22 protein-coding genes and 1 riboswitch are annotated in these 21,103 nt (G+C 70.6%); of the genes, 9 read left to right on the top strand and 13 right to left on the bottom strand.

What is annotated here, in order from left to right:
- Nucleotides 1-9: 9 nt before the first annotated feature.
- Nucleotides 10-579, bottom strand: coding sequence for an RNA polymerase sigma factor (locus V6U86_RS31890; RefSeq protein ID WP_334509960.1), 570 nt, complete (start codon nucleotides 577-579; stop codon nucleotides 10-12).
- A gap of 140 nt (nucleotides 580-719) precedes the next feature.
- A riboswitch (ZMP/ZTP riboswitch) is annotated at nucleotides 720-801 on the top strand.
- A gap of 13 nt (nucleotides 802-814) precedes the next feature.
- Between V6U86_RS31890 and V6U86_RS31885 the strand changes: the two genes are divergently transcribed.
- A complete protein-coding gene (locus tag V6U86_RS31885; RefSeq protein ID WP_334509959.1) occupies nucleotides 815-1,714 on the top strand; it encodes a bifunctional 5,10-methylenetetrahydrofolate dehydrogenase/5,10-methenyltetrahydrofolate cyclohydrolase in 900 nt (299 codons plus the stop codon).
- A 66-nt stretch (nucleotides 1,715-1,780) separates the two neighbouring features.
- On the opposite strand, the gene V6U86_RS31880 is transcribed toward V6U86_RS31885, so the two are convergent.
- Genes V6U86_RS31880 through V6U86_RS31870 form a run of 3 tightly spaced genes read right to left on the bottom strand, consistent with a single transcriptional unit; the run spans nucleotide 1,781 to nucleotide 2,360 of the window.
- The gene (locus V6U86_RS31880) at nucleotides 1,781-1,999 is read right to left on the bottom strand and encodes a hypothetical protein (protein WP_334509957.1); all 219 of its coding nucleotides are present in this window, start codon (nucleotides 1,997-1,999) and stop codon (nucleotides 1,781-1,783) included.
- Nucleotides 1,996-2,175 carry a hypothetical protein gene (locus V6U86_RS31875; RefSeq protein ID WP_334509956.1) on the bottom strand — a complete coding sequence of 60 codons (180 nt, stop codon included), beginning with the start codon at nucleotides 2,173-2,175 and terminating at the stop codon, nucleotides 1,996-1,998. The genes V6U86_RS31880 and V6U86_RS31875 overlap by 4 nt, the downstream gene beginning before the upstream one ends.
- On the bottom strand, nucleotides 2,172-2,360 hold the full coding sequence (locus V6U86_RS31870; RefSeq protein ID WP_279519422.1) for a hypothetical protein: 189 nt from the start codon (nucleotides 2,358-2,360) through the stop codon (nucleotides 2,172-2,174). Before V6U86_RS31870 ends, V6U86_RS31875 begins: the two co-directional genes overlap by 4 nt.
- A gap of 143 nt (nucleotides 2,361-2,503) precedes the next feature.
- On the opposite strand from V6U86_RS31870, the gene V6U86_RS31865 reads away from it, so the two are divergent.
- From V6U86_RS31865 to V6U86_RS31850, 4 genes are all read left to right on the top strand, one after another.
- Nucleotides 2,504-3,346: a helix-turn-helix domain-containing protein gene (locus V6U86_RS31865; RefSeq protein WP_334509951.1), complete on the top strand. Its 843-nt coding sequence runs from the start codon at nucleotides 2,504-2,506 to the stop codon at nucleotides 3,344-3,346.
- Between the two features lie 9 nt (nucleotides 3,347-3,355).
- A complete protein-coding gene (locus tag V6U86_RS31860) occupies nucleotides 3,356-3,526 on the top strand; it encodes a DUF397 domain-containing protein (protein WP_334509949.1) in 171 nt (56 codons plus the stop codon).
- 118 nt (nucleotides 3,527-3,644) lie between these two features.
- A complete protein-coding gene (locus tag V6U86_RS31855) occupies nucleotides 3,645-3,803 on the top strand; it encodes a DNA-binding protein (protein WP_334509947.1) in 159 nt (52 codons plus the stop codon).
- Between the two features lie 200 nt (nucleotides 3,804-4,003).
- Nucleotides 4,004-4,678 carry a PhzF family phenazine biosynthesis protein gene (locus V6U86_RS31850; protein ID WP_334509945.1) on the top strand — a complete coding sequence of 225 codons (675 nt, stop codon included), beginning with the start codon at nucleotides 4,004-4,006 and terminating at the stop codon, nucleotides 4,676-4,678.
- Between the two features lie 132 nt (nucleotides 4,679-4,810).
- Here the strand turns inward: V6U86_RS31850 and V6U86_RS31845 are convergent, their stop codons facing one another.
- From V6U86_RS31845 to nrdR, 3 genes are all read right to left on the bottom strand, one after another.
- Nucleotides 4,811-5,491, bottom strand: a complete 681-nt coding sequence (locus V6U86_RS31845; protein WP_334509943.1) for a hypothetical protein — start codon at nucleotides 5,489-5,491, stop codon at nucleotides 4,811-4,813.
- A gap of 167 nt (nucleotides 5,492-5,658) precedes the next feature.
- Nucleotides 5,659-8,565: a vitamin B12-dependent ribonucleotide reductase gene (locus tag V6U86_RS31840; protein ID WP_334509941.1), complete on the bottom strand. Its 2,907-nt coding sequence runs from the start codon at nucleotides 8,563-8,565 to the stop codon at nucleotides 5,659-5,661.
- Between the two features lie 33 nt (nucleotides 8,566-8,598).
- Nucleotides 8,599-9,099 (bottom strand): transcriptional regulator NrdR, encoded by a 501-nt coding sequence (gene nrdR / locus V6U86_RS31835; RefSeq protein WP_091400542.1) that lies wholly within the window; start codon nucleotides 9,097-9,099, stop codon nucleotides 8,599-8,601.
- Between the two features lie 539 nt (nucleotides 9,100-9,638).
- Here nrdR and lexA point away from each other — a divergent pair.
- Complete coding sequence (gene lexA, locus V6U86_RS31830) at nucleotides 9,639-10,424, top strand: transcriptional repressor LexA (RefSeq protein ID WP_091400540.1); 786 nt, start codon at nucleotides 9,639-9,641, stop codon at nucleotides 10,422-10,424.
- A 74-nt stretch (nucleotides 10,425-10,498) separates the two neighbouring features.
- On the opposite strand, the gene V6U86_RS31825 is transcribed toward lexA, so the two are convergent.
- On the bottom strand, nucleotides 10,499-12,199 hold the full coding sequence (locus tag V6U86_RS31825) for a hypothetical protein (RefSeq protein WP_334509931.1): 1,701 nt from the start codon (nucleotides 12,197-12,199) through the stop codon (nucleotides 10,499-10,501).
- 50 nt (nucleotides 12,200-12,249) lie between these two features.
- A complete protein-coding gene (gene hflX, locus V6U86_RS31820) occupies nucleotides 12,250-13,704 on the bottom strand; it encodes a GTPase HflX (protein ID WP_334509929.1) in 1,455 nt (484 codons plus the stop codon).
- A 183-nt stretch (nucleotides 13,705-13,887) separates the two neighbouring features.
- On the opposite strand from hflX, the gene V6U86_RS31815 reads away from it, so the two are divergent.
- Nucleotides 13,888-15,354, top strand: coding sequence for an NAD-dependent malic enzyme (locus V6U86_RS31815; protein WP_334509927.1), 1,467 nt, complete (start codon nucleotides 13,888-13,890; stop codon nucleotides 15,352-15,354).
- Nucleotides 15,355-15,420: 66 nt separating this feature from the next.
- Here the strand turns inward: V6U86_RS31815 and V6U86_RS31810 are convergent, their stop codons facing one another.
- Nucleotides 15,421-16,317: an alpha/beta fold hydrolase gene (locus tag V6U86_RS31810; protein WP_334509925.1), complete on the bottom strand. Its 897-nt coding sequence runs from the start codon at nucleotides 16,315-16,317 to the stop codon at nucleotides 15,421-15,423.
- A gap of 75 nt (nucleotides 16,318-16,392) precedes the next feature.
- Here V6U86_RS31810 and V6U86_RS31805 point away from each other — a divergent pair, with 75 nt between their 5' ends.
- A complete protein-coding gene (locus V6U86_RS31805) occupies nucleotides 16,393-17,007 on the top strand; it encodes a TetR/AcrR family transcriptional regulator (protein ID WP_334509923.1) in 615 nt (204 codons plus the stop codon).
- On the opposite strand, the gene dapF is transcribed toward V6U86_RS31805, so the two are convergent.
- The 3 genes from dapF to V6U86_RS31790 are packed head-to-tail and all read right to left on the bottom strand — an operon-like array spanning nucleotide 16,982 to nucleotide 19,513.
- The gene (gene dapF / locus V6U86_RS31800) at nucleotides 16,982-17,827 is read right to left on the bottom strand and encodes a diaminopimelate epimerase (protein WP_334509921.1); all 846 of its coding nucleotides are present in this window, start codon (nucleotides 17,825-17,827) and stop codon (nucleotides 16,982-16,984) included. The genes V6U86_RS31805 and dapF overlap by 26 nt on opposite strands.
- 7 nt (nucleotides 17,828-17,834) lie before the next feature.
- On the bottom strand, nucleotides 17,835-18,764 hold the full coding sequence (miaA, locus tag V6U86_RS31795; RefSeq protein ID WP_334509919.1) for a tRNA (adenosine(37)-N6)-dimethylallyltransferase MiaA: 930 nt from the start codon (nucleotides 18,762-18,764) through the stop codon (nucleotides 17,835-17,837).
- Nucleotides 18,746-19,513, bottom strand: a complete 768-nt coding sequence (locus V6U86_RS31790) for a hypothetical protein (protein ID WP_334509917.1) — start codon at nucleotides 19,511-19,513, stop codon at nucleotides 18,746-18,748. The genes miaA and V6U86_RS31790 overlap by 19 nt, the downstream gene beginning before the upstream one ends.
- Nucleotides 19,514-19,663: 150 nt before the next feature.
- Here V6U86_RS31790 and V6U86_RS31785 point away from each other — a divergent pair, with 150 nt between their 5' ends.
- The gene (locus V6U86_RS31785) at nucleotides 19,664-20,872 is read left to right on the top strand and encodes a DUF349 domain-containing protein (RefSeq protein ID WP_334509915.1); all 1,209 of its coding nucleotides are present in this window, start codon (nucleotides 19,664-19,666) and stop codon (nucleotides 20,870-20,872) included.
- The last annotated feature ends 231 nt before the right edge of the window (nucleotides 20,873-21,103 follow it).

Genomic DNA, 21,103 nt, shown 5'->3' with positions numbered 1-21,103 from the left:
TCCGACTCATCAGGCGAGGGTGGTGACCGGGCGGGCGAGCACAGCGCGGACCACACGGCGGGCACGATGCAGGCGGACCCGGGCGGCGACCGGCGACAGGCCGAGCACGGTCGCCGCCTCCGCGACGGTGAGGCCGTCCACGGCGACGAGTTCGACGAGCGTCCGGGTGCCCTCGGGTAGCTCGCTCAGCGCCCGATGGGTGCGGCGGGCCGCCGACTCGGCGTCGATCCGCTCCTCGATGCGGGCGATGTCATCGGGGCCCAGGTCTCGTCGCCCGGCCAGTCGGCCGGTCACCCGCAGCCGTCGGGCCGCCCGACGCCGCTCGTCGCCGATGACGTTGCGGGCCACCCCGTACAGCCAACCGATCTGACTGCCCCGGTCCGGTCGGTAGCCGGCCGCCGACTCGATCACCGCCAGGAACACATCGGCGGTGAGGTCGGCGGCGAGGTGCGGATCGTCGACCCGCCGCGCCACGAACCGGCCCACCGCCTCCAGGTGCCGCCGGTAGAAGACCTCGAAGGCCACCGGGTCGGCTCCGATGCCGGAGATGTCGTCATCGGCTCGGCTCGGCTCACTCACGGGCCGTCCCCCTCGTCGCCTTCACATCTCTTCTTCGTACGGCGCAGCGCGGGTGTTACCGAACCATCCGACACGTCTGCCCCGCCCTGACGACGACGCTTCGGGCCAGTTGGGCAACCGCCCTGGTGATGCGGCATTATCGAAGCACCGGCGACTGGCGGCACGGGGATGGTGTAACCATCGGGGAGCCTCTCGCGGGCGTCGACCGCCTGGGCGCCTGCGTCGAGGACCCATCATGACCACGACCAGCCCATCCGTCGAGCAGCACACCCCGTCGGGCACGGCCCGACTCCTGCCGGGCGCACCCGTCGCCGAAGCCGTCCTGGCCGAAACCCGCGACGCAGCCACCCGCCTGCGCGACCGCGGCATCACACCGAGCCTCGCCACCATCCTGGTCGGCGACGACGACGCCAGCGCCGGTTACATCGCCATCAAGCAGCGCCAGGCCGCCGCGCTCGGGTTCGCCTCCCCGCACGTGCACCTGCCGGCCACCGCCACCCAGGATGACCTGCACCAGGCCATTGCCCGATTCAACAGCGACCCGGCCGTGCACGGGCTGCTCGTGCAGTACCCCGTGCCGGGGCATCTGGACTACGACGCGGCGCTGCAGACCATCGACCCGGACAAGGACGTCGACGGCATGCACCCGCTCAACATGGGGCGCCTCGCCGTCGGCCTGCCCGGCCCGCTGCCGTGCACCCCCGCCGGCATCGAAGCCCTCCTGGCGTACTACGAGATCCCCGTCGCCGGTCGTGAGGTCGTCATCCTCGGCCGGGGCGCCACCCTCGGCCGTCCCCTGGCGATGCTGCTCGCCCAGAAGCGCCCCACCGCCAACGCCGCCGTCACCGTCGTACACACCGGTGTGCCCGACTGGGCCCGCTACACCCGCCGAGCCGACATCCTCGTCGCCGCCGCCGGCGTACCCGGGATCGTGCAGCCCGAGCACGTCAAGCCCGGCGCGGTCGTCATCGGCGCCGGCGTCCGCTACGACGGGCGGCGCCTCCTGCCCGATGTCGACGAAGCGTGCGCCGAGGTCGCCGGCGCGATCACGCCCCGGGTCGGCGGGGTCGGCCCGACCACCGTCGCGATGCTGTTCCGCAACGCCGTCCGCGCCGCCGAACGCGCGAACCAGTAGCCCGGTCGCCGAGATCACGTGGTGCTGAGTAGCCCGGTCGTCCACAGCTAATCAGCATCACGTGACTCACCGGACCCAGCCGAGGAAGCGGCGGTGCAGCAGCCCGGCGGGCACCCAGGTCAGATCCTCGGCCGCCCAGACCAGGTAGGACCCCATGTAGAGGGCCAACGACACAGGCGCGCCCTCGAACTCGGCATGCAACTCCGTGCGCCGGGTCCGGCAGGGCCAGGGCGCGGCGCAACCGCCGCAGGTCCAGACCGGAAGGACCGGGCCGTGGGTGGTCACCGCAGGCCATCCAGGAAGCGCCGGGTGGCGACCCGGGCGTGCCAGCGAGTGGCCCACTCGGCCTGATAGCAGGGGTACGGGGACAGCCGTGCCCACCACCAGCGACAGCCGGCGCAGAGCCCGTCGACGCCGGGCAGGTGCACGGACAAGATTCGTCCAACCTGGTCCTCGGTCACTCCTGCTCCTCCCCTGGCCAGTGGCCTCGCCGGATCGGGATGCGGTGCCGGGCTCGGCACGGCAGGTCGGCCCCACATCGGCAGATCCGGCGCCACCGCTGCCACGACCAGACCGGCCGATGCCGCCGAGCCAAGGTCAGCGCCACCGCCAGCAGGTAGTCGTCGTACGGCACCCGATCCGGCATCAGACCTCCCGACGATCCTCCTTGGATGCTCGATTGCCCGCCCATTTTGCGCGCGCATATTTAGGTGGTCAACGACCACGGGTCATAGCGCTTGGGCGTGTCCGGCGATCCTGGGCGGCAGCGTTGGCGGCACAATGACCGCCATGGAGAGTCCGACCTTCGTTCGCTTCCAGCTCGGCGCGCAGCTCCGCCGGGTTCGCGAAGAGGCCAGCGTCACGGCCGAACAAGCTGCCGACGTCATCGAGGTCTCGGCGAGCACGCTCCGACGCATCGAGGCCGGGCGCGTTGGTATCAAGGCGCCCGCGCTCAACGCCCTGCTTGATCGATACGGCGTCACCGATGCCGAGCTGCGCGACACGCTCCTGTCGATGGCGAAGACCGGCAAGCAGCGCGGCTGGTGGGCCAAGTACGGCGACCTGCCGTCGTCGTACCGCCAGTACATCGGCCTGGAGTCGGCGGCTGAGGAGGTACACAACTTCGAGACGCTGGTCGTCCCAGGGCTGCTCCAGACAGAGGACTACGCCCGAGCCTTGACCAGCGAGGACGCGCTGGAGCCCTCACCCGAGGCGGTCGACCGTCGAGTCGCCGTCCGAATGCAACGCCAAGAGCTGATCGCGACAGGGAAGCTGCGACTGTTGGCCGTGCTCGACGAGGCGGTACTGCACCGACAAATTGGCGGAGCGGCCGTCATGGCTGAACAGCTGACCGCACTGCTCGAGGCCAGCAAGCGGTGGAACGTCACCCTTCAGGTCATCCCGTTCCGGGCGGGCGCCTACGCCTCAATGGTGTCGAGCTTCCACATCCTCAACTTCGCGGGCGGACCCGGAGTCGTCTACATCGAGGGCATCACGGGCGACCTCTACGCGGAAGGTGACGATGTGAGGCGTTGTACCGTGGTCTTCAACAGCCTGCGCGCCTCGGCCTTGTCTCCCAGCGACTCAATCGCGATGATCAAGGCCGTTCAGGATGCGGGGCCCGACATGTAGGAGGCGGCAGTGGACTCGCAGTGGCGCAAGAGCACCCGCAGTGGCGGCAACGGCGCCTGTGTCGAGGTCAGGCGTGACGGGCTAGCGGCACAGGTCCGAGACAGCAAGGACCAACTGGGCCCAACTCTTCGGTTCGACGCCGCAGCATGGTCGACGTTTCTCTCCGAATTGAAGCGCTAGCAAGCGGAGCCCTCACCGCCCGGCGGTGCCTGTGTCGAAGTTGCCGCCCCACTCGTTGCTGTCGCGGTTTCAGCGACACCAGCCCCGGCGCAGCACAGCGCGCACCTACGATCAGGCTGTGAAGCGACCGCGCTTGTACGGGCCTGGCGAGTTGGCCGCCCTGTTCAACGTGTCGCGCCAGCGGGTACTCCAGATCACCCGCCGACCCGGCTTCCCTGAGCCGGTGGCCCGCCTTATCGGGACGACCATCTGGGACGCGGACGAAGTTGACGAGTAGGCCACCCACCGCGCCCAACCGAGGGCGACGAAGAGGGCTGGTCCGGTGGCGCCTATCGGCACGCCACGCCGGACCGGTGCCACCAGTGACGTGCCGTTACAGCCAGCCAGCCAGAACCGGGTGTAGGGCACATCCGCTTCTGCTGATGAGCGCAGGGTGCTGGTATCCGCTCAGCAAGCCTGCTGTGGTTAGCATCGCTTGTGACAGATCTTCATGTAATTCGCGTGTTCTGCGGTCCCGGCGGTAGGTACGGAAACCAGCTCGGCGTTGTTCTTGACGGCCATGCCGTGGCCACTGGGCAGGACCGCCAAGCCGTGGCCGCGCGGCTGGGCTTCAGCGAAACTGTCTTCGTCGATGATGCTGACACAGGGGTCGTCGACATCTACACGCCGAGCATGCGGCTGCCGTTTGCCGGGCATCCCCTGGTGGGCACGTCCTGGTTACTGGGTCGGCTCCGAGCCAGGCCGGAACTCCTACACCCGCCAGCGGGCTCGGTGCCAACCTGGCAGGACGGCGAGTTCACCTGGATCAGGGGTCGCGCGCAATGGGCGCCCGACAGGCGCATGCAGCAGTACGCCTCAGCCGAGGAGGTCGACTCGCTGCCGTGCCCGCCGCCAGGTGACGGGTGGCTGTACGCGTGGGCGTGGCAAGACCAGGCCGCCGGTCGGGTGCGTACCAGGGGATTTCCCCGCCGGGGCGACGCCATCGTCGAGGATGAAGCCACCGGAGCGTCCGCGATCGTGCTGACCGCCGAACTGCGCCGGGCGCTGGACATCGTGCAGGGCAAGGGATCGCAGATCCTGACTCGACCAGGGCCGAACGACACCGTCGATGTCGGCGGCCGGGTCATCTTTGAGGAAACCCGGTCCCTCTAATGAGCCACCCCCACAGCGCCCAAGCCAGGCCTGAAATATCCGCACGTGCCGCGATCCACGTTACCTGGCTGACCGGCCTGATACGGTGAGCGACCAACATGCAGCCGAAGCGATCCGGGTTTGCGCATGGTGTCACGCTGCCCCGATCGGATATCCCATCGCGGCGATGCCCGCGTGGAGCCTGGCAACGGTTGCCTTCGGGTTCAAAGCCTGCACGACGACGTCAGTAAGCGGACGGTGCGCGACGATGTGCTCGACCACCGCCGGGGCGACCTCGATCTCGTAGTAGTCCTCGGCGAACGCGACGTACCGGTCGACGATGTCGTCGAGCAGGATCTCGAGCAGGTCAGAGCCGTCTGGGGCGTTGCTGGCGTACGGCCCGCGAAGCGCGGGGAACGTGGTGGCTTCGCCGGCGTGCCAGCGGTCGTCATCGGAGAGCCGCCACAGCACAGCAGTGGCGACGAACTGGCCTTCCTCGTCGCCGAACGCTGGTTCCTCGATCTGCGGACAGAACACCGCCGGGAGACCGTCAAGCAGCCCGGGCCACAGCTCGTGGTCCGGATCGCGATAGGGCGTCATCGCCGACTCATGGTCAAACACGCGGATGAACGCGCCATCGGCGGTGAACACCACTGCCCACTCGTCGCCGCTGCCATTGTTCATCAGTGCCGCCTCGTCGTGACCCCATGATCGGGTGTAGGCGTAGTAGGGCTCGCCCTCGTCGACGATGCACTCCAGCACGGCGAGTGCCTTGCAGCGGTCCCGCAGCACGTCTATGGAGGGCAGTCTGGCGGCGATGTCGTACGCGGTCACCCGCTGAACCTACGCCCAAGCACCGACACCCGAGACTCGGTGAGAATGCACGCTCATAGCCGCTGGCCGGGCGCTTACCTCTGCACGCCCCCGGGCATGGAAGAGCCTGGAAACGGCGCTGCCCCGGCCTCCCAGAAGGGAAGCCGGGACAGCGCGTTTCGCGTACGTCAGCTGCAGCCGCTGGTGGAGCCGCAGCCCTCGCAGACGTAGCAGCTACCGGCGGGGCGCATCTTCGTACCGCAGGTGAAGCAGAGCGGTGCGTCGGCGGCCTTGCCGATCACGGCCTCCAGCAGTTCGGTGCTGGAACCCACGCTCGGGGCCGGCTTGGCGGCGGCCACGTCGGCCATCTCCTGGGCCGGCTGGGCGACGGCCTCCGGCTTGGCCGGGGTCTCCACCGGCGCGGACGACGCCATCGCGGTGAGCTCGACACCGGTGACGGCGGCGGCCTCCGCGTCGGCCTCGGCCCGCAGCTGCGCGGCCCGCTCCGAGGCGGTGAAGATGCCCAGCTCGGCGCGGCGCTCGTAGGGCAGGAAGTCCAGCGCCAGGCGACGGAAGATGTAGTCCATCACCGAGGCCGCCATCCGCACGTCCGGGTCGTCGGTCATGCCGGCCGGCTCGAAGCGCATGTTGGTGAACTTGCTGACGAACGTCTCCAGCGGCACGCCGTACTGCAGGCCGATGCTGATGGCCACCGAGAAGGCGTCCATCACGCCGGCCAGGGTCGAGCCCTGCTTGGACATCTTGAGGAAGACCTCACCGAGGCCGTCGTCCGGGTAGGACGACGCGGTCAGGTAACCCTCGGCGCCACCGACGGAGAAGCTGACCGTCTCGGACGGGCGCTTCTTCGGCAGGCGCTTGCGCACCGGCCGGTACTCGATGACCTTCTCCACCGCGGTCGGCGCGGCCGTTGCGGTCTCGACGGCGGCCGGCTCGGTGGCCTTGTTGTTCTTGGCCACCGAGAGCGGCTGGCCGACCTTGCAGTTGTCGCGGTAGATCGCCAGCGCCTTCAGGCCGAGCTTCCAGCCCTCGAAGTAGATCTTCTCGACGTCCTCGACGGTGGCCGCCTCCGGCATGTTGACCGTCTTGGAGATGGCGCCGGAGACGAACGGCTGGATGGCCGCCATCATCCGCACGTGGCCCATCGGAGCGATCGACCGCTCCCCCATCGCGCAGTCGAAGACCGGGTAGTGCTCCGGCTTGAGGCCGGGGGCGTCCACCACGTGGCCGTTGTCGGCGATGTGCTCGATGATCGCCTCGACCTGCTCCTCGGGGTAGCCGAGGCTGCGCAGGGCGCGCGGAACCGTCTGGTTGACGATCTGCATCGAGCCGCCGCCGACCAGCTTCTTGAACTTGACCAGCGCCAGGTCCGGCTCCACGCCGGTCGTGTCGCAGTCCATCATGAAGCCGATGGTGCCGGTCGGGGCGAGGACGCTGGCCTGCGCGTTGCGCCAGCCGTTCTTATCACCGATCTTGTTGCCCTGGGTCCACTGCTTGGTCGCCTCGCGGACGATCGCGGTGGCCACCGGGCTGGTCGGCTTGATCTCGTCGTTAGCCGCCGCGTGCTTGCGCATGACCCGCTTGTGCGGCTCGGCGTTGCGGGCGTAGCCGTCGTACGGGCCGACGACGCCGGCCAGCTCGGCCGAGCGGCGGTAGGCGGTGCCGGTCATCAGCGAGGTGATCGCCGCGGCGACCGAGCGGCCCTGGTCCGAGTCGTACGGCAGGCCGGTGGCCATCAGCAGGGCGCCGAGGTTGGCGTAGCCGATGCCGAGCTGCCGGTAGGCCCGGGACGTCTCACCGATCTTGTCGGTCGGGAAGTCAGCGAAGCAGATCGAGATGTCCATCGCGGTGATGACGAACTCGACGGACTTGACGAACTTCTCCACCTCGAAGCCACCGTCGGCGCGGAGGAACTTCATCAGGTTGAGCGAGGCCAGGTTGCACGAGGAGTTGTCCAGGTGCAGGTACTCCGAGCACGGGTTCGACGCGGTGATCCGCCCGGTCTCCGGGCAGGTATGCCAGTCGTTGATCGTGTCGTCGTACTGCAGGCCCGGGTCGGCGCACTCCCAGGCGGCCTGCGAAATGGCGCGGAACAGGTTCTTGGCGTCGACGGTCTCGATCACCGAGCCGTCCAGCCGGCCGCGCAGGTCGAAGCCGCCGCCGTTCTCCACAGCCGACATGAACTCGTCGGAGACCCGGACCGAGTTGTTGGCGTTCTGGTACTGCACGCTGACGATGTCGGAGCCGCCGAGGTCCATGTCGAACCCGGCGTCGCGCAGCGCGCGGATCTTGTCCTCCTCGCGCGCCTTGGTGACCACGAACTCCTGGATGTCCGGGTGGTCCACGTCGAGGATGACCATCTTGGCCGCCCGCCGGGTCGCGCCGCCGGACTTGATGGTGCCGGCGGAGGCGTCCGCGCCGCGCATGAAGCTGACCGGGCCGGAGGCGTTGCCGCCGGAGGAGAGCAGCTCACGGGACGAGCGGATGCGCGACAGGTTGACCCCGGAGCCGGAGCCGCCCTTGAAGATCAGCCCCTCCTCCTTGTACCAGTCGAGGATCGAGTCCATCGAGTCGTCCACCGCGAGGATGAAGCAGGCGCTGACCTGCTGCGGCGACAGCGTGCCGACGTTGAACCAGACCGGCGAGTTGAAGCTGAACACCTGGTTCAGCAGCATCCAGGTCAGCTCGTGGGCGAAGACCTCGGCGTCGGCCGGGCTGGCGAAGTAGCCGTACTCCTCGCCCGCGGTGCGGTAGGTGGTGACCACCCGGTCGATCAACTGCTTGAGCGACCACTCCCGCTCCGGGGTCCCCACCGCTCCCCGGAAGTACTTGGTGGTGACGATGTTCGCCGCGTTGACGCTCCACGACTCCGGGAACTCCACCCCGCGCTGCTCGAAGTTGATCGAGCCGTCCCGCCAGTTCGTCATCACGACGTCACGGCGCTCCCAGGAGACCTCGTCGTACGGGTGGACCCCCTCGGTCGTCCACACCCGGTCGATCTTCAGCCCCGCGCCTGCCTTGCTTCGTGAACGGCTAGTTGTCACGCCGTCGCCCCCCTCGTCTGCGCGGTGCCCCACCGCGCGTCCCAATCTCTTGAAAACTGTGAAGACTCAACTCGTACGGCCGGCGGCCTCAACCGCATCGGCCCGGCCCTGCTCCCGGGCTCGCGCAGCGGCCCGCAACGTCTCGATCTCGCGCTCGAAGTCGGCGAGCGAGTCGAACGAGCGGTAGACGCTGGCGAACCGCAGGTAGGCGATCTCGTCCAGGTCGCGCAACGGACCCAGGATCGCCAGGCCCACGTCGTGACTGGGGATCTCGGCGGCCCCCTTGGCCCGGACCGTCTCCTCCACACGCTGCGCGAGCAGCGCGAGGGAGTCGTCGTCCACCGGCCGGCCCTGGCACGCCTTACGCACCCCGCCGATGATCTTCGTACGACTGAACGGCTCGGTCACCCCGCTGCGCTTGACGACCGCGAGGACCGCCTCCTCGACGGTGGTGAACCGCTTGCCGCACTCCGGGCAGGAACGTCGCCGCCGGATGAGCTGGCCGTCGTCGGCCTCCCGCGAGTCGACCACCCGGGAGTCAGCATGCCGGCAGTACGGACACCGCATCGCCCACCTCCTAAAAATGATCAACTGCGAGCACACCGGACATCCCCGGGCACGACTCACCGCGACGGTGCCATCTTCGGATGACGCCGCCGTGATCGACGTTACGGGGAGTGCGGTCGGTAGTCAGACCCAACCTGTAGGCAACTTACGCCCGTGTCACTACTACATCTAGGGGTCGACCGTATGTCGCTGCGGAAGCCGGGTCAAGTTGGCCGGCGTGTCCGGCGCGTCACGGACCATCCGGTCATCAACGCTCCGCAACACACCCGAACACCCAACGCCACGACCCCGCCCGAGTTACCGGCCGGGCGGCCGAAACGGACCGGAAAACGGGCCATGATCGAACACTAGTGCTACCTGACGTACCATTTATCAGAACATCCGTACGAGCGGAGCGCTTTTTCACCCCGACACGCCGGTGAGAGGTCGTACAGATGTTTGAAAATGACTGATCTCACCTATACGGTCATGAACAACGTGGCACCACCGCACGCACCACGAGCCGACGAGGCACCCAGCGCCGACCAGGGAGGACGGACGTGACCGAGGACCGGGCCAGCCGGCCGAAGAGCCCGCAGCAGATCACCGAGGCGGGCCCCCCGGCCACCCGACGCCGCAGCGCCGCGCGCAGCCGGACGGGCCAGCCCGCCGTGCGCCCGGTCACCCCGGTCGTCAGCGCCTTCCCCGACCCGGCGACTGTCGACCTGACCGCCCGCCAGCGCCGCATCCTGGAGTTCATCCGCACCTGGGTGGAACGACACGGCTACCCGCCGAGCGTCCGGGAGATCGGCGAGGCGGTCGGCCTGGTGTCGCCGTCCAGCGTCGCCTACCAGCTCAAGGAGCTGGAGAAGAAGGGCTTCCTGCGCCGCGACCCGAACCGGCCACGCGCGGTGGACGTCCGCGCCCCCAGCGAGGCGATCGACGACGAGCTGTCGAGGGCACAGCGGCCGACCCCGGCGTACGTGCCGATGCTCGGTCGGATCGCCGCCGGTGGGCCGATCCTCGCCGAGCAGGCCGTGGAGGACATCTTCCCGCTCCCCCGCGAGCTGGTGGGTGAGGGCGAGGTCTTCATGCTCCAGGTCAAGGGCGACTCGATGCTCGACGCGGCGATCTGCGACGGCGACTGGGTGGTCGTCCGGCAGCAGCCGACCGCCGACTCCGGCGAGATCGTTGCCGCGATGCTCGACGGCGAGGCGACCGTCAAGACCTACCGGCGGCGCGACGGGCACGTCTGGCTGATGCCGCAGAACCCAGCCTTCGACCCGATCCCCGGCGATGACGCCACCATCATGGGCCGGGTCGTGGCGGTGCTACGCCGGATCTGACCGATCGGCGGGTGGGCGCCGACGGCGCTCACCCGCACCGCTCGCCAGAGGGCGGACGGGCGCCTCAGGGCCGATCAGTAACGGTCGCCCCGGTGACCACGACCGCCACCGGGATACTGCCCGTACGGGTCGATGGGCGGGTCGTCGTCGCGTCGGCGGCCGGGCCGCTGACCCCGGTAGTCGGGCTCCTGCGCACCGCGCCGGGGCGGCTCCGCGCGACCGGGCTGACCGCCGTCGCCGCCGTACACACCACTGCCGGGGCGACCACCGCCCTGCGGACGACCACCACCACTGTGTGGGCTACCACCACCAGCCGGGGGTCGACCGCCGCCTACCGGGGGTCGACCGCCACCGCCGGCCGGGGGACGTCCGCCGCCGCCGCCGTACACGCCGGCACCGCCGCCGTCCGGTCGTGGCGCACCGTAGCCACCGTCAGCCGGGGCCGGCCGGGGGCCACCTCCGTACACGGCGCCACCCGCCGGGGCCGGGCCGCCGCGACCCGCACCACCGCCGTAGACCGCGCCGCCGGCCGGTGCGCCGCCCCCGTAGACACCGCCTCTGCGATCGTCGTCGGCCGGGAAGCCGTCGACGGCACGACCGCCACGCGGGCCGAACGGCTCGCCATCCGGCTCCGAGGTGTCGGTTTCGTCGGCGGTCGGCGGGCGACGGCGGGCGCGAACGATGCCGAAGATGCCGGCGGCGACCAACAGCAGGCCGATCAGCCCGACCGCCCCGACCATGTACGTGATGTCGTCGAGGCTCAACCCGTCCGTCCAGGATTTCGAGGAGGCCGGCTTGCCACCCTCCTCCGGGGCCAGTGGCACGGCTGTCGTGGTGGACGGGGTGTAGCTGAGAATGTCGAGCGGCTCGTCCTCGGAGAACCGGCCCGCGTCGGAGACGGTGAGGAACGCCTTCCCGTCCGCGGTGTAGCTGATGGCCTCACCGAACGGGTCGGCCAACGGCGTCACCCGCGGTTTGCCGGTGGTGAGCGCGGCCACGATGTCGCCACCGGTCACGTCGAACTCGAAGGCGTCCGCGTAGGTGCGCAGGACCACCCGGGAACCGTCCAACGTCCGGGAAGCGCCGGTGACGGCGATCCGGCCGAACGTGTTGAGGGGGTTCTCCGTCTGGGTCTTCGGCAGCGTGAACTCGCCGGCCTTCTGCAGCGGCACCGGGTCGGTGTCGCCGCTCTTCAGGGCCGCCGACGGCGCGTAGATCTCGGCCTTGCCGCTGGTCACCTTGGTGATGATCAGCGGTGTGCCGTCGTCGGCGATCAGTAGCGCCTCGGCGTCGTGCGGTTTGCCCTCGGGGTAGGAGAGCCGGTGCAGTGTCGGCTGCTCGGCGCCGCTGACCGGCATCGACCAGAGCGCGACGCGGGTGCGGCGCTCCTTCGAATCGGGGTTGTCACCGGTGTCGGCGATCCAGAGGGTGCGGCCGTCCTTGGACAGGGCGAGATCTTCGGTGTCGAACGGGCCCTGCCCCGAGTAGCGGACCGGCTCCTTCGAGATCTTGCACTTGGTGTCGAGGAAGAAGACCCGCTTGCGTGCCGCGATGTCGGTGCCGTCGTTGATGACGATGAAGCCGCTCTTGGTGGCGACCAGCCCGGACAGCTCCCGTAGGCGCTCGTCGGCGATCGTGCACCGCTTCTGGCCAGGGTTGGCGGCAGGCGGCCCGGACGACCCAGGGGCGGGAGCCGCTGCGGCGACTCCGGCGAGCGCCACGGTTGCCCCAAGCAGGCCGAGGGCAACCGTGACCGAGGAAACAACGCGGCGCATTCGGCCAGTGTCGCATGCCGCGCGTTTCCGATGGATGACGCCGTGGCCGGTCAGGACCGGCTGCCGGCCACCTGCTCCAGCCGCTCCACGTCGAACGCCGCCAGCTCCGCCGCCAGCTCCGCGCCAACGCGGACATGCAGCAGGGTGCCCTCCGGCAGGTGCGCCGTGCTGAGCACCTCACCCGTGCGGTGTGCCCGAGCCACCAGGTCACCCCGGTCGTACGGCAACACCGCCCGGACCTCCACGGCCGGGCTCGGCAGCCGCTCCTCGATCGCCGCGCGCAGCTCGTCCATGCCCCGCCCGGAGTACGCGGACACGAAGATCGCGTCCGGCCAGAGCCGCTTGAGCCGCAGCAGAGTGTCCTCGTCGGCCGCGTCGGTCTTGTTGACCACCAACAGCTCAGGCAGCCGGTCCGCGCCCACCTCGGCGAGCACCTCATGCACCGCCCGGACCTGCTCCTCCGGATCCGGATGGGTGCCGTCGACGACGTGCACCACCAGATCCGCCTCGGCGACCTCCTCCAGCGTCGAGCGGAACGCCTCGACGATCTGGTGCGGCAGGTGCCGGACGAACCCGACCGTGTCGGAGAGGGTGTAGAGCCGCCCGTCCGAGGCGGTGGCCTTGCGGGTCGTCGGGTCCAGCGTGGCGAAGAGCGCGTTCTCCACCAGCACGCCCGCGCCGGTGAGCCGGTTGAGCAGGCTGGACTTGCCGGCGTTGGTGTAACCGGCGATGGCGACCGCGGGAACGGCGTTGCGGGAGCGTCGGGCGCGCTTGGTCACGCGTACCGTCTTCATGCTCTTGATCTCGCGACGCAGCCGGGAGATGCGGTGACGGATGCGCCGCCGGTCGGTCTCCAGCTTGGTCTCACCGGGACCACGAACACCCACACCGCCGCCGGCGCCGCCGCCCCGGCCGGAACCACCGGTCTGCCGGGAGAGCGTCTCACCCCAACCGCGCAGCCGGGGCAGCAGGTATTCGAGCTGGGCCAGCTCGACCTGCGCCTTACCTTCCTTGCTCTTGGCGTGCTGGGCGAAGATGTCGAGGATCAGCGCCGTGCGGTCGACGACCTTGACCTTGGTGCGCTGTTCCAGGTTGCGCAGCTGCGACGGGGACAGCTCACCGTCACAGATGACCGTGTCGGCGCCGGTGGAGAGCACCACCGCGCCGAGGTCGTCGACCTTGCCACGGCCGATGTACGTGGCCGGGTCGGGTCGGGTCCGACGTTGAATGAGCCCCTCGAGCACCTGCGAGCCGGCGGTCTCGGCCAGCGCGGCGAGCTCGGTCAGTGAGTTTTCCGCGTCGGTGACCGTGCCTTCGGTCCAGACGCCCACCAGGACGACCCGCTCCAGCCGCAGCTGGCGGTATTCCACCTCGGTGACGTCGGTGAGCTCGGTTGACAGGCCCGGGACGCGTCGGAGGGACTGTCGCTCCGACAGCTCCATCTCGCCGGTGGTGATGTCGTCGAGCTCGTCCTCGACGGGGACAAAGCTCTCCTGGTCTCGCAAGCGGTTCTCCTGTCCGTTTTGATAAGTAGAACGCAATCCTGACATGTGGCAACGCCGAACGCACCTGCTATATGCCCATGGTGAAGGTCGCCAAAAGTGGGGGCGAATGCCGGTCGGCTGCGACAACCCGGTAGAAATGCGGGCGGCGGCCGATCGGCCGCACAGCCGTTACGGAGGGATCCCGTGGCCATCACCCGACTGCCCAGCGCCGGATTTTCGATCACCATCCGGATCGCCGTCACCGCGGACGCCTCCTCGATCGGCCGGCTCACCACCTCCGTCGGCGAGGCCGGGGCGATCGTCACGGCGCTGGACGTGGTGGACTCGGACCCGACCCACGTGATCGTCGACCTGACCTGCGACACCGCCGACGCCGGGCACGCCGACCAGGTGGTCGAGGCGCTGACCGCGCTGGACGGCGTGGACGTGCGCAAGGTGTCGGACCGGACGTTCCTGCTCCACCTGGGCGGCAAGATCGAGGTGACCTCGAAGGTCGCGCTGCGCAACCGCGACGAGCTGTCCCGGGCGTACACCCCGGGGGTGGCCCGGGTCTGCATGGCGATCGCCGAGAACCCGGCCGACGCCCGGCGACTGACCATCAAGCGCAACACCGTCGCGGTGGTCAGTGACGGCTCGGCGGTGCTCGGCCTGGGCAACCTGGGCCCGGCCGCGTCGCTGCCGGTGATGGAGGGCAAGGCCGCGCTGTTCAAGCGCTTCGGCGGGGTGGACGCCTGGCCGGTGGTGCTGGACACCCAGGACACCGACGAGATCGTGCAGATCGTCAAGGCGATCGCGCCGGCCTACGGCGGGATCAACCTGGAGGACATCGCCGCGCCGCGCTGCTTCGAGATCGAGGCCCGGCTGCGCGAGGCGCTGGACATCCCGGTCTTCCACGACGACCAGCACGGCACCGCGATCTGCGTGCTGGCCGCGCTGACCAACGCGCTGCGGGTGGTGGGCAAGCAACTCGAGGACGTCCGGGTGGTCGTCTCCGGAGCCGGCGCGGCCGGCACCGCGATCATGAAGCTGTTGCTGCGCCAGGGCGTCGGCGACATCATCGCGTACGACCGGCAGGGCGCCCTGCACCGTGGGCTGACCGGGCTCAACTCGGCGTGGCAGTGGCTGGCGGAGAACACCAACAAGGAGAACTACTCGGGCGACCTGCCCGGTGCGATCCGGGGCGCCGACGTGTTCATCGGGGTGAGCGCGCCGAACCTGCTCACCGGCGAGGACATCGCGCAGATGGCGAAGGACTCGATCGTCTTCGCGCTGGCCAACCCGGACCCGGAGGTCGACCCGCGGGAGGCGCGCAAGTACGCCGCCGTGGTCGCCACCGGCCGCTCGGACCAGCCGAACCAGATCAACAACGTGCTCGCGTTCCCCGGGGTGTTCCGCGGCATGTTGGACGCGCACGCCGAGGAGTTCACCGAGGAGATGGCGATCGCGGCCGCCCGGGCCATCGCGGACGTGGTCGGTGAAGACAAGATCAACCCGACGGTGATCGTGCCGAGCGTCTTCGACTCCCGGGTCGCGCCGGCGGTCGCCGCCGCCGTCCGCGCCGCCGCGCACAACCCCAGCCCACTCCCGGCCGCCGACCCCGGCCCGGCGGACCTCCCCGAGATCGCGGCAAACGCCAGCGCCACCCCGTAACAGCCAACGTTGGTGATCAAGAGGTTTGCGTCAGGAACCGCGCTGCTTCTGACGCAAACCTCTTGATCACGGCGCGGAAGCGTGGGGCGGTGTGGAGGTCGCGAAGTCAGCGGCGCGGTCGGCAACGAGGTCCGGGTGGCTCAGCGGCAGGTCGTGACCCGCACCGGGGACGACCTCCGACCGGGCACCCGGGATCAGGCTGGTGATCCGGTCGGCCACCGACCGGGCGTCGTACAACTGACTGCGCTCGCCGAGCAGCGCCAGGACCGGCACCGCGAGGTCACGCAGCTCGTCGTCGGTGAGCGCCGGTGGGACCGAGTGCCGGCGGCGGAAGCCGAAGGTGGCGCGGACCAGCCCCATCAGGTCGTCGTCACGCAGGGTCGCGTTGCGCAGCAGCCGGGCCGCGCCGCGGCGTACCGGATCGGGGGCGAGGCCGACCAGGCCGCCCAGCATCACCCAGGCGAGGAACCGGCCGTTGACAGTGCCGAAGCCGGCCGGGTCGAGGAGGAGAAGGCCAGCCACTCGGCGGGGTGAGTGCCGCGAGTACTGCACCCCCACCCAACCGCCGAACGACGAGCCGACAAGGTACACCCGGTCCACGCCCATCCCGTCGAGGACCTCGGACAGCCAGCGCGCCCAGTCCCGACCGCCGTCGAGGGGCAGCGATTGCACGGAGCAGCCCGGCTCGCCAACCGGGTCGACGGCGATCACCGGCCGGTCCCGCCCGAGACGGCGCACGTGCGGGTGCCAACTCAGTGCGTTGCCGCCAGCGCCGGGTAGCAGCACGAACGGCGTTGCGGCGCCAGCCCCAAATCGGTAGACCCGGGTGCGTCCGAAGCTCGTCGGCAGGTCGGCGGCGACCGCGTCGGCGGGCCACACCCGACGCCGGGTCCGCTCGTACGCGTCAAGGAATCGCACGCGGGTGCGATCGCTGGTGAACTCGCTGATCCGTGCGACTGTCACGATGACTCCGCCCCCGGCGTTTGATGATACGACCGTACCATCAAAACCCGCTGACGGAACAGGACGGAGTGCACCGTGCCCAAGCGCGTCGACCATGAACAGCGGCGTCGGCAGATCGGCGACGCGCTGCTGCGGATCGCCAGCAGCCGGGGACTGCAGTCCGCCAGCATGCGGGAGGTAGCCGCCGAGGCCGGGGTGTCGCTACGGCTCGTGCAGTACTACTTCCACACCAAGGACGAGCTGCTGTTGACCGCGCTCGGCTATCTCGGCGAGCAGCTGACTGCCCGCGTCGAGGCACGGATTCGGGCACTCGGTCCGGTCACCCCGCGCACCGTCGTCGTCGGCACCCTCTCCGCCGTCCTCCCGACGGACCCCGAGGGCCACCAGCTCACCAGGGCCTACACCGGCTACTACGCGCTGGTGTTCACCGAACCGGACCTCGCCGAACGGCACGGCACCGCGTACCCGGACAAGCTCGAACGGCTGCTCGCCGGACAACTCCGGCAGGCGCAGCAGGACGGGACCGTCGACCCGGAGCTGAACTGTGACGTGGTCGCCGCCGGGCTACTGGCGCTGACCAACGGGCTGGGCTCCAGCGTGCTCGGCGGTCAACGCGACGGCGCGAGCGCGCTGGCGATCCTGACCTACCACCTCGACCGGCTGTTCACACCGCCAGCGCCGACAAGCTGATCTCGCCGCTCGCCACCAGGACGGCGGGGCCGGAGAGCCAGCAGGAGTTCTCGGTGACCGTCACCGTTAGACGGCCGCCGGGGACGTCGATGGCGACCACGCCGGTGTCCCGGCCGGCGTCGCGCAGGGCCACCGCGCCCACCGCGCAGGCGCCGGTGCCGCAGGACAGGGTTTCGGCGCTGCCCCGCTCGTACACCCGCATCAGGGTGTGCCCGTCGGTGCCGTCGACCGGGTCGCCCGCCACGATGAACTCCACGTTCACCCCGCTCGGGAACACCGTCGGGTCGAACCCGGGCGCGACGGTCAGGTCCAGCGCCGACAACTCGACGCCGGCCGGCAGGACGCAGACCAGGTGCGGGTTGCCGACGTCCACCACCGTGCCGGACAGGGTCAGCTCGCCGAGGGTGGCGGTGGAGCCGTCGTACACCTGGGGGCGGCGCATCTCGACGGAGACGGCGTCACCCTCGACCAGCGCGCGCACGACGCCGGCCCGGGTAGCCACCGGCAGCGCCGCGCCGGCGGGCGTCGCCAAGCCGGTGTCGAGCAGGTAGCGCACGAAGACCCGCGCGCCGTTGCCGCACATCTCGGCGAACGAGCCGTCGGCGTTCCAGTAGTCCATGAACCACTCGGCCTCGCCGGCCTGACCTGCGCCGTCCGGGTGCTTGGCCGCGCGGACCACCCGCAGCACGCCGTCCGCCCCGATGCCCCGACGCCGGTCGCAGAGCGCCGCGACCAGCTCCGGGGTCAGGTCGAGCTGACCATCCGGGTCGGGAAGGATGACGAAGTCGTTGCCGGTGCCGTGGCCCTTGGTGAACTCCACGCCCCCATTATCGCGTCTCGGCCGGCACCAGACGCAGGGCGGCCCCGATCAGGTCCGGCTCCGCCGAGTCCAGCCAGTGGATCCGCGGGTCGCGCCGGAACCAGGACCGCTGCCGGCGCACGAAGCGCCGGGTGGCGCGGACCGTCTCGTCGTGCGCCTGCGCCTCGGTCACCTCGCCGGCGAGCATGCGCAGCACCTGCTGGTAGCCGAGGGCCCGACTCGCCGTCCGCCCGTCGGGCAGCCCGCGCGCCACCAGCTCGCGGGTCTCCGACACCAGGCCGTCGGCCCACATCCGGTCCACCCGCAGCGCGATTCGCTCATCCAGCACGCCGGTGTCCAGGTCGACGCCGAGCTGCACCGACGGGTAGTACGGCGTGGGCTGCGGCAGCGAGGCGGCGAACGGCGCGCCGGTGAGCTCGATCACCTCCAGGGCACGCACGATCCGCCGACCGTTGCCGGGCAGGATGCCCTCGGCGGCCACCGGGTCGGCGGCCCGCAGCCGCGCGTACAGCGGAGCAGGGCCGGCCTCGGCCAACTCCCGTTCCAGCCGCTCCCGCAGCGCGGCGTCGGTGCCGGGGAACTCGAAGCGCTCCAGCACCGCCCGCACGTATAGCCCGGAGCCACCGACCAACAGCGGCACCCGCCCCCGGGCCAGGATGTCGTCCACCGCCGCGCGGGCCAGTCGCTGGTACTCCGCGACGCTCGCCGGCTCGGTGACGTCCCAGATGTCCAGCAGGTGATGCGGGACCCCGTCCCGCTCGGCGACCGTCAGCTTGGCGGTGCCGATGTCCATGCCCCGGTAGAGCTGCATCGAGTCCGCGTTGACCACCTCCCCGTCGAGAGCGTGTGCCAACGCGATGCTCAGCGCCGACTTGCCGGCCGCCGTCGGGCCGACAACGGCGATGACCGTGCCGCTGCTCACATCCGCTCCCAGCACGCCACGAAGTAGGCCACGCCGTAGGGGGCGCTGTCGTGCAGCAACTCGCCGCGCCACCCTCCGCCGGACGCGCGGGCCGCGCCGGCGAGCACCTGCCAGGGGGCGCGACCGGCGGCCTTCAGCTCCGCCGACACCACCGGGTCGAGGTCGAGCAGCGCGTCCAGGTCCGCGTCGGCCAGTGCCGCGGCAACCCCCTGGTCGTACGCGAGGGCGCGCGCGTCGTCGTACCCGGGTGCTTTCTCGCCCCGGCAGGCCGACCCGTCCCCGAGCACCAGCGATGCCACCCGGTCGCCCGCGGCGCCCACCTCGTCGGCGAGGGCGGCCAGCTCGGCCGGGCCGGCGTCGGCGGCCACCTGCACGGCGGTCACCGGCGCTCGGAGGTCGTGGCGGGCCAGCAGCCACGCGCCGATGGTCAGGCTCAACGGCAGCACCGCGCCGCGCTCCGGCTGGCCGGGCAGCAGCGGCACGTTCAGGTCGACACCCCAGGGCTGGAGGGAGCCGCTCGCCGGGGTGCGGATCGGGCCGGTCAGCGGGCCGGTGCCCAGCAGCACCACGATGTCCGGATCGCTGGCCAACAGCCGGCGTACGGCGGTGTCACAGGCCGCCCGCAGATCGTCCAGCTCGGGGGCCGCGGAGCCGGCCACCTCGGGCACGAGCAGGGGCGGATGCGGGCAGACGGCGGCGGCGACCAGTGGCACCCGTTCACCGTAGCGGGAATCCCCGGTGCGTCTCCGAGCCGATCCGGTCATTCGGTCCGTAGGACACCGTATGGTCACGGTCGGCGATAGGCGCTCGACGGGGACCGGGTTGGACCTGTGACAATGCCGGAAGCAACTTGGCTGCGCCGTGGCGGCGACGGGGGATCGATCCTTCGACGCCGGGAGAACGAGGATGGGCACATGAGCGACTGGACTGCCTTCGGACGGGTGGACGCGGACGGCACCGTGTACGTCAAGACCACCGAGGGCGAGCGGGTGGTCGGATCCTGGCAGGCGGGAGCACCGGAGGAGGGCCTGGCACACTTCGCACGTCGCTTCGCCGATCTGGTGACCGAGGTGGATCTGACCGAGGCACGGCTCAAGTCGGGTGCGGCGGACGCCGGGCACTCGTTGAGCACGATCCGACGGATCCGCACGACGCTGCCCGAGGCCAACGTGGTCGGCGACATCGACGCGCTGGCCGCACGCCTGGACAAGCTGGCGACGCTCGCCGAGGAGAAGGCCGGCGAAGCGCGCGCCGCCCGGGACGCCGCGCGCGGCGAGGCCCTGGCCCGCAAGACCGCCCTGGTCGAGGAGGCCGAGAAGCTGGCCGCCGAATCCACCGGGTGGAAGACCGCCGGGGACCGCCTCAAGGAGATCCTCGACGAGTGGAAGACCATCCGTGGGGTCGACAAGAAGGCCGACGGTGAGCTGTGGAAGCGGTTCGCCGCCGCCCGGGACGGCTTCACCCGCCGCCGCGGCGCCCACTTCGCTTCCCTCGACTCGCAGCGCAAGCAGGCGCAGACGGTCAAGGAAGAGTTGGTCGCCGAAGCGGAGAAGCTCCAGGAGTCCACCGACTGGGCGGCCACGGCAAACCAGCTCAAGGACCTGATGACCCAGTGGAAGGCGGCTCCGCGCGCCTCCAAGGAGGCCGAGCAGAAGCTCTGGGAACGGTTCCGGGGTGCCCAGGACGCGTTCTTCAGCCGGCGCAGCGAGGTCTTCTCTGCGCGGGACAACGAGCAGCGTGGCAACCTGGAGCGCAAGCAGGCCCTGCTCGCCGAGGCCGAGGCGTTGGACATCGACGCCGACCCGAAGGGCGCCCAGGCCAAGCTGCGGGAGATCCAGGCCCAGTGGCACGAGGCCGGGCGGGTGCCCCGCGAGGCGGCGGCCGGGCTGGAGCGCCGGCTGCGCGCCATCGACGACAAGGTCCGCGACGTGATGGACTCGGCGTGGCGCCGCACCACCAAGGAGGACAACCCGCTGCTCGCCCAGATGCGGGCGCAGGTGGCGGAGGCCGAGGACCGGCTGGCCCGGGCGCAGAGCGCCGGGGACGCACGCCGGATCAAGGAGGCCGAGCAGGCCCTCGCCTCCAAGCGGCAGTTCCTCCAGCTCGCCGAGCAGGCCGGCTGAGCTGACGACGTCCGAAGCCCCCGGTCCCTGCTGGGACCGGGGGCTCCCGCGTGTCCGCTCCCGCCCACGGCCCCGTCAAGGTCACGCTCGATCCAGGATGTAGTGGCCACCTAGCGGCCAGATGCCACTACATCCATGTTCTAGCGCGATCATGCAGGGCGGGCGGCGGGCATGCAGGGCGGGGCGGCGGGGCGGCGGGGCGGCGGGGCGGCGGGGCGGCGGGGCGGCGGG

It is taken from the genome of Micromonospora sp. CPCC 205558 (assembly GCF_036902955.1).
GTDB lineage: Bacteria > Actinomycetota > Actinomycetes > Mycobacteriales > Micromonosporaceae > Micromonospora.
Note: the sequence above shows the minus strand (reverse complement) of the source record. Positions and strands in the feature narration are given on the sequence as shown.